Genomic DNA, 7530 nt, shown 5'->3' with positions numbered 1-7530 from the left:
TTTACAATTGTTCTTTTATCTTATACTTTTTCACAATGCTTTCTATTTTCAAACCGGTGCTTATATCACCTTTTACTTTTACCTTTCCTGTCAATAAGGCCATGGTTCCGCTCAGCTTACCTAATAAGGATTTTTTGAAATTATCATATGACATTTGCATCGTACAAATCGGAACCGCTTCTGTTCCTTCTTTTATGGTTAATTTTCCATCATGAAAGAAATGCTGATACGTTCCTTCTGCATCACCGTGAATGTCATACTGAACAATAGCTTCAAATCCTTTAATAGGACCAGGATTTTCATTAAACATCTCTTCTATTCGTTGCATTAAGTCATTTAATGAATATTCATCGATTGCCTTCGCCATTGGATAATCCCCCTTAAGATTCCAAAAACCCCTCATAGTTTCATGATACTAAAGGCGAGACAGCTTCGTAAAATGAAAACTTTGCGAACTTTTGATTATTCCGTTTCACATCAAATTCAGCACAAAAATAGCAGCCGATATGGGCTGGCTATTAAACCATTATTTTATGTTTGCAGCATCCGGGATTAGCTGTTTCCATTCCTCATAGGATATGATTGTATCCCAGTGACCGGTTATTTTTGCAATCGTAATAACTAAGAAGAATAACACGAAGAAGGTAACTGGAACAAACCATTTATTAACTTTCTTCCGGGCAACTGTCATGTTAAGGGTATCTTTCACAGGACATGCCTCTACACAGGACATACAGGCTGAACAATTAAGGGAATTTACGGTCTCAACCTTGTGTACTTTTAATCTTTGCGGGCAAACCTTTGTACACATTTCGCAGTTTGTACACGTATCTTCATTTCTCTCAATCTTCGTAATTCTAAAGATACTGCTTAGTCCAATCAGTGCTCCGTAAGGACACAAGAAGCGGCACCAAAAGTTTCTAAAAAATAAGGACAGGATGAAGATGACAATGATAAACTTCAAGGCAAAGCCGCCAAGATTGATAAATAAAAGGAGCATTTTTACATCGGATACCTTATTATAGGGTTCCTCGAGAAAACTTTTCGCCGAAAACACGGGCATTTGTACAACCATAAGAACAAAAAATAACATCAATAAGTATTTTATTGGTGTTAGTATCCAGGTCAGCCATCGCGGAATTTCAAAATTCCTTTTAAATATTTTCCTGCCCAGCCACCCAATCAACTCACCAACTGTTCCTACTGGACAAATCCAACTGCAGAACGATTTACGCAAAATGACTCCCGCACCTACAAAAAATGTAAGTAAAACGAGACCGGCTGGATGAATGACATCAAATTCGCCACTCGTAAGCCATACTTTTAAAGCAACTAAACCACTGATTGGCAAGAATCCTTCAATCGCAGAAGGCCGGTCAACAAAAGGGGTTTTTCCGAGTGTTTCAAAATGCAAATAAAATTGGTAAAACTGCAGACCGACATATAGTAAAAACAACAAAAACAAGCCCTGAACGGTATATCTTGTAATTTGGACAGGTTTACGTTTCAACTGTTTCTGATACCAAGCTTTTGATTTCATAAGGTTTCCTCCCATCTTACTACCTCAACTATAATGAACTTACAAAACATGGCATGTGATAAAAGTCATTGAGAATATTGAGTTCATAAAGAATTCACATAACGATTCATAAAATGTTAAATAAGCTTTTTGGGGGAAGATAACCTCATGAAATAAAGCCAGGAGAACGTATCCTCCTGGCCTTGTATTATCTTTCTGATGCAAATACGATATTATTTTGTTTCCTAGCTTCTTCGGTAATTTGGAGTACGATTTCGCTCCAGACCTTCAATTGCTTATATTCTTGGTCATTTTTCGTCTCAATAATTTTAGCAATGTTAACACATTCATACACCATGTTTTGTTCTTCTAGAGTGACACTTATGGTTTCTCTCTCTTTTCCACGGTTTTCAACGAAGGTAATTGTTGAAATCGGGGCCGCATCTTCAAGGATAAAGGTTCCCTTTTCCCCGTGAATCTCACACGGTAATTCGGAATGAGAAATTTTTGAACAAAGGATCGTACAAATAAAATCATCATACGTTAACACCAAGGTTCCACTTCCATCCACACCGCTGCGAAGAACAACAGGATGATAGTTGACCTGCTTAGGTGCACCAAACAATCCGACTGCTAAATAGAGCGGATAAACACCTAAATCAACAAGCGCACCGCCAGAATATTGAGCTGAGAAAATATTGGGCTCCTCCCCCTGTAAAAATAAATCATAGCGGGAGGAATATTGGATATAAGGCAATATGGTACTACGAAGCTTCCCAGCCCGTTGGAGGTTGTCTTTCAGTATTTTAAAATTTGGGGTATGAATATTACGAATCGCTTCAAATAGATATACGCCATTTTCCTCCGCTGTCTGATAGGCTGTATGTAACTCTGCACTCGTTGAAAAAATCGGCTTTTCACAGATAACATGTTTCTTATTTTTCAAAAATGTAAGTGTTTGTTCAAAATGGACAGAATTCGGTGATGCAATATATACGGCTTGTATTTCTGAACTCTTTGCCATCTCCTCTAAATCTGTAAAAAAATAAGGAGCGTTATATGTATCGGCTAATTGTTTCGCTTTATCCTCAGTTCTGGAATAGACACTTGTTAATTGCAATTGACCGCTGAGCTCCGCTGCTTTGATAAAGGATTCTGTAATCCATCCTGTTCCAACTGTTCCAAAGGTTATCATGGTAATTCCCCTTCCTATATTTCTTTTAGAAACCATTGTAGTCTTTTTTGACGCCACTTGCCAATTCTAGAACCTATAAAAAAGAAACAAATATTCCAGTTCACGTGTGTTTTATACATGAATTGTTGGGAACAATGGAAAAATATCCGTATTTATGTTATTTATAATGTAGAGTTAAGAATGAAAGAGGTTGAAAAGGGTGGACAATAACACATCTAATTTTATTAAAGATATTATGATTAAAGATCTTGAATCTGGAAAGCACACTAAAATTGTTACTCGGTTTCCGCCAGAGCCTAACGGTTATTTACATATTGGACACGCTAAATCAATTGTTATCAACTTTGGCTTAGCCGACGAGTTTAACGGGTTAACTAATTTACGCTTTGACGATACCAATCCGTTAAAAGAAGATATCGAATATGTAAACTCAATCAAGGAAGATGTAAAGTGGTTAGGCTTTGAATGGGATAACTTATTATTTGCTTCTAATTACTTTGAAGAAATGTATAAACGTGCGGTGCTATTGATTAATAAAGGATTAGCCTATGTTGATGACTTATCAGCTGACGAAATCCGCCAGTACCGTGGGACACTAACGGAACCTGGAAAGGATAGCCCTTACCGGACCCGTTCGATTGAGGAGAACCTTGAGTTATTTGGAAAGATGCGGGACGGTGTCTATGAAAATGGCCAAAAGGTCCTTCGAGCGAAAATTGATATGTCATCACCGAATATAAACTTACGTGACCCTGTTATCTACCGGATTGCCCATGCAACCCATCATAATACTGGTGACAAATGGTGCATTTATCCGATGTATGCTTTTGCTCATCCACTTGAGGATGCCATTGAAGGAGTCACCCATTCCATTTGTACGATTGAGTTTGAAGACCAACGTCCTCTTTATAATTGGGTTGTCGAACAATGTGAAATGGAGAGCACGCCACAGCAAATAGAATTTGGCCGCTTAAATGTAACGAATACCGTCATGAGTAAACGGAAGTTGAAACAATTAGTAGACGAAGGATTTGTGGATGGCTGGGATGATCCGCGTATGCCCACCATTTCTGGGATGAGAAGAAAAGGATTCACGCCAGAATCGATTGTTTCATTTGTCCGAGAAACTGGCATTCACAAAGGTTCTGGAGCAGTTGATTCACAAATGCTCGAACACTTCGTCCGTGAGGATTTAAAATTAAAAGCACCGCGAACAATGGGTGTCATTGATCCATTAAAGGTTGTTATTACGAATTATCCAGAAGGACAAATTGAATTGTTAGATGCTGAAATCAATTCAGAGAATCCAGAAATGGGCACGAGAAAAATTCCATTCTCACGGGAAATTTATATTGAACAAGACGACTTTATGGAAGAGCCGCCTAAAAAGTATTTCCGTCTGTTCCCTGGTAATGAGGTCCGTCTAAAAAATGCCTATTTCATTAAATGTGAAGAAGTGGTTAAGGATTCAAATGGTAAAGTTGTCGAACTGCGATGCACTTACGACCCAGAGACAAAAAGCGGCACAGGGTTTACGGGTAGAAAAGTGAAGGGAACGATTCATTGGGTGGAAGCGGCCCATGCCGTTCCTGCTGAATTCCGTCTTTACGAACCACTGATTTTGGACGAAACAGACGATAACAGCAGTCCAGAAAAGACATTCTTAGACAATGTTAATCCAAATTCTATTCAGGTGTTACAAGGCTTTGTCGAGCCTAACATGAAGGAAAGCAGACCGCAAGAGAAATTCCAATTCTTTAGACATGGCTACTTTAACGTCGACCCTAAACATACAACAGTAGATAAATTAGTATTTAATCGAGTCGTATCTTTAAAAAGTTCATTTAAAATTTAAAAGGAAAGAACCAGGCATAAACACCGCCTGGTTCTTTGCTATTCCACAATAGAACTTGGTACTTCTAAGATCAGTTTAGTCCCCTTCCCAGGTGAAGAGCTGATTAATAACTCCCCACCCACCGAACGCGCACGCTCATCCATACTAAACAAACCGACACCAAAGGTTTGATTCTTCACATCAAACCCCTTTCCTTTATCCTCAATCATAACACGAACGACATCCTCTATTTCTCTTACAGTGACCGTCGCTTCATTAACTTCGGCATATTTCCGAATATTTGTGAGTGCCTCCTGAATAATCCGGTAAATCGTTAGTTCAATGCTGATGTCTAAGCGCCGATTTAACACACATTCAAAATACACATCAATATTGTAATGGTCTGAGTAACGGGATAAAAACGAACGAATAGCTGGCACTAATCCTAAATCATCAAGTACGGAGGGCCGAAGTTCCCATGAGATCTCGCGGATTTCTTCAATCAATTCAGTTGCTTCGGTTTGCATCTGTTGCAAAAGAGGATGTTCCATTTCAGCTAAGAGACGATTAATAGTAATCAAATGACTATACAGGTTTTGTCCAATCCCATCGTGTAAATTACGTGACAAGCGTTTTCGTTCCTCTTCTTGAACATTAATAATAGTAGTCATCATTTTTTGAAGCTCTCGTTCGACTCGTTTTCGCTCGGTAATTTCATAACGAATTGCTAAGTATTGATACGGTTTTCCCTTTTCATTTAAAAAAGGAACAATCGTTGTATCCATCCAATAAAAGGTACCATCTTTTGCCCTATTGCAGATTTCACCTTTCCAAACCTCACCGGAACCGATTGTTTTCCACATTTTCCGAAAAAATTCTTTTGAATGGTACCGGGAATTGATAATTCGATGATCTTGCCCAAGGAGTTCCTCTCTGGAGTATTTCGAGATATGGCAAAATTGATCATTTACATATGTAATCGTGCCCCGAGAATCGGTGATGGCTACAATTGAAGATTCATCAAGCGCAAACTTTATATCTACTAATTCCTGCATTGACTTTTTTAATTCTATCTCAAGATTCGCGAACTTTGCAGGCTGGTCCATTTCCTTGTCCATTAGCTCCTCCCTGCATCCATCAAAGTATCTGTTCCGTCAATATTTTTTCTAAGTCTTGAGCGGCTTCCTTTACATACTGCTGATCAGTTTCTGTATATGCTTTGATTTTCCGATTACCAATAAGTAATACTCCTTTAGGTGCACTATGAAAAAATAAAGGGACTGCATAAGTCGAAACAAGTTTTTCAGCAAGCATAATTGGATGGTCCGTAACTTTTCCAATAATTCCGTTTGGAAAATCTGTAAGCATCATTGGACTTCCGCTTGAGATTATTTTTCCTGCGATGCCTTTTCCGAAACGGACAGTTATTCTTTTGTATTTATCATTTAAATTGCCAGCAGCATAATGCCACTTAACATCTGGGCCCACTTCATTTTGCAGCGCCAGGGCAACAAATTCGCAATCAACCAAAGTCAACAGACTGTCGCAAACCTCCATTACTGCAGGACATCCCTTAATCTCTTTCATTCAAGAATTTCTCCTTAAATATCATAACCCAATAACCCTTTTCTTACGGCATATTCCACCAACTCAGGTCTGGTTTTCATCTGTAGTTTTTCCATCAACTTACCTTTATGGGTTTCGACGGTTTTAACACTAAGGACTAATTGTTCAGCGATTTCCTTATTGGAATACCCTTTAGCAATAAGTGTTAGCACTTCTTTCTCCCGATCAGATAAAAGATTGTACGTATCATTCCCATCTTGTTTTACGCTGCTCAAATATTCTTCCATCAATCGCTTCTGTGCAGAGGGATGTAAATAGGCATCTCCGACAGCAACTGATTCGATCGCTGACATTAATTCAGCATGTGGAGCACTTTTTAAGATACAGCCAGATGCTCCCCCTTGAATGGCACGAAAAAGGTACTCCTCATCATCATGCATCGTTAGGATTAGAATATTCACTTGAGGCATTATCTTTTTCAATTCCATTGTAGCTGATAATCCGTCTTTTCCATGCGGCATGCTTAGATCCATGACCACAACATCAGGTTTTAACTTTAACGCTTGTTTAATACCTTCATTTCCTTCCGATGCTTCACCAATTACCTCCATTTCTGGATTTGTGTTTAAAAGCATCTTAAGCCCCATTCTAACCACAGCATGGTCATCAACCAAAAGGATTTTTATCACTCTTAACGCTCCTTTAATCCCGGTTTAACGGAAGAGATATTTCAATGGATGTTCCTTCCCCTATTTTAGAGGAAATCTTGCACTGTCCGCCAGTCAGAAGCATTCGTTCTTTCATTGCGGCAAGCCCTGATAATGGATTAAGGTCATTGTATTCCTCTGGTTGAAATCCTTTGCCAAAATCATAAATGGTAATGGTCAATTCTTCCTCCGTCCAAATAAAATGAATGGTTATGTTGGAAGTATCCGCATACTTTGCAATATTGGCAAGTGCCTCCTGGCAAACACGAAATACGGTAATACTATTTTTTTCAGGTACCCATTTTTCTTCACCCGTTGTTTCTAAATCTACTAGGATCCCAAACGTTGATGTATATAAGTTAATATAACTCCTCATGGCTGGAAGTAAACCAAGGGTTGTCAGTGTAGGCGGATGTAATTCAACAGATAGGTGCCTAATTTCTTGAATGGTCTTTTCAATCAACTCCGACATTTCGCGGACATAAAGTTTCATGTGTGGTTCTTTGGCGCCTGATTCAATAAACTGTAAGCCTGTTAAGATACTATAAAGATTTTGTCCGACACCTTCATGAAGTTCTAGGGCAATCCGTTTGATTTCTTCTTCTTGGGAATGAATTATATAAGAGCTAATCTGCTGTTTTGAGTTTAATTCATCCATATTGCCCCTCCAATATTTTATTAATTTATATAAAGGCTCTGTTAAACTTGC

Annotated in this window: 8 protein-coding genes; 1 reads left to right on the top strand and 7 read right to left on the bottom strand. The window is 38.6% G+C overall.

Annotated features, from left to right (window positions below; translation table 11 throughout):
* Window position 1: 1 nt before the first annotated feature.
* The 3 genes from V7659_RS25175 to V7659_RS25165 form a co-directional block, all read right to left on the bottom strand.
* A complete protein-coding gene (locus V7659_RS25175) occupies window positions 2-367 on the bottom strand; it encodes an SCP2 sterol-binding domain-containing protein (RefSeq protein ID WP_335542857.1) in 366 nt (121 codons plus the stop codon).
* 159 nt (window positions 368-526) lie between these two features.
* Window positions 527-1540: a 4Fe-4S binding protein gene (locus V7659_RS25170; RefSeq protein WP_335542856.1), complete on the bottom strand. Its 1014-nt coding sequence runs from the start codon at window positions 1538-1540 to the stop codon at window positions 527-529.
* 187 nt (window positions 1541-1727) lie between these two features.
* The gene (locus V7659_RS25165) at window positions 1728-2714 is read right to left on the bottom strand and encodes a Gfo/Idh/MocA family protein (RefSeq protein ID WP_335542855.1); all 987 of its coding nucleotides are present in this window, start codon (window positions 2712-2714) and stop codon (window positions 1728-1730) included.
* A gap of 199 nt (window positions 2715-2913) precedes the next feature.
* On the opposite strand from V7659_RS25165, the gene V7659_RS25160 reads away from it, so the two are divergent.
* On the top strand, window positions 2914-4569 hold the full coding sequence (locus V7659_RS25160) for a glutamine--tRNA ligase/YqeY domain fusion protein (RefSeq protein WP_335542854.1): 1656 nt from the start codon (window positions 2914-2916) through the stop codon (window positions 4567-4569).
* 38 nt (window positions 4570-4607) lie between these two features.
* Here the strand turns inward: V7659_RS25160 and V7659_RS25155 are convergent, their stop codons facing one another.
* From V7659_RS25155 to V7659_RS25140, 4 genes are read right to left on the bottom strand one after another with little or no spacing between them, the layout of a single operon-like run.
* Entirely contained in the window at window positions 4608-5666 is a 1059-nt protein-coding gene (locus tag V7659_RS25155) for a PAS domain-containing sensor histidine kinase (protein ID WP_335542853.1), read from the bottom strand.
* Window positions 5667-5685: 19 nt separating this feature from the next.
* Window positions 5686-6135, bottom strand: a complete 450-nt coding sequence (locus V7659_RS25150) for a GAF domain-containing protein (protein WP_335542852.1) — start codon at window positions 6133-6135, stop codon at window positions 5686-5688.
* Window positions 6136-6149: 14 nt separating this feature from the next.
* Window positions 6150-6803, bottom strand: coding sequence for a response regulator transcription factor (locus V7659_RS25145; protein ID WP_335542851.1), 654 nt, complete (start codon window positions 6801-6803; stop codon window positions 6150-6152).
* Between the two features lie 13 nt (window positions 6804-6816).
* Entirely contained in the window at window positions 6817-7479 is a 663-nt protein-coding gene (locus V7659_RS25140; RefSeq protein ID WP_420491771.1) for a sensor histidine kinase, read from the bottom strand.
* Window positions 7480-7530 lie beyond the last annotated feature (51 nt).

It is taken from the genome of Neobacillus drentensis (assembly GCF_036966985.1).
GTDB classification, from domain to species: domain Bacteria; phylum Bacillota; class Bacilli; order Bacillales; family Cytobacillaceae; genus Neobacillus; species Neobacillus drentensis_E.
This window is presented reverse-complemented; position numbering and strand designations above follow the sequence as displayed.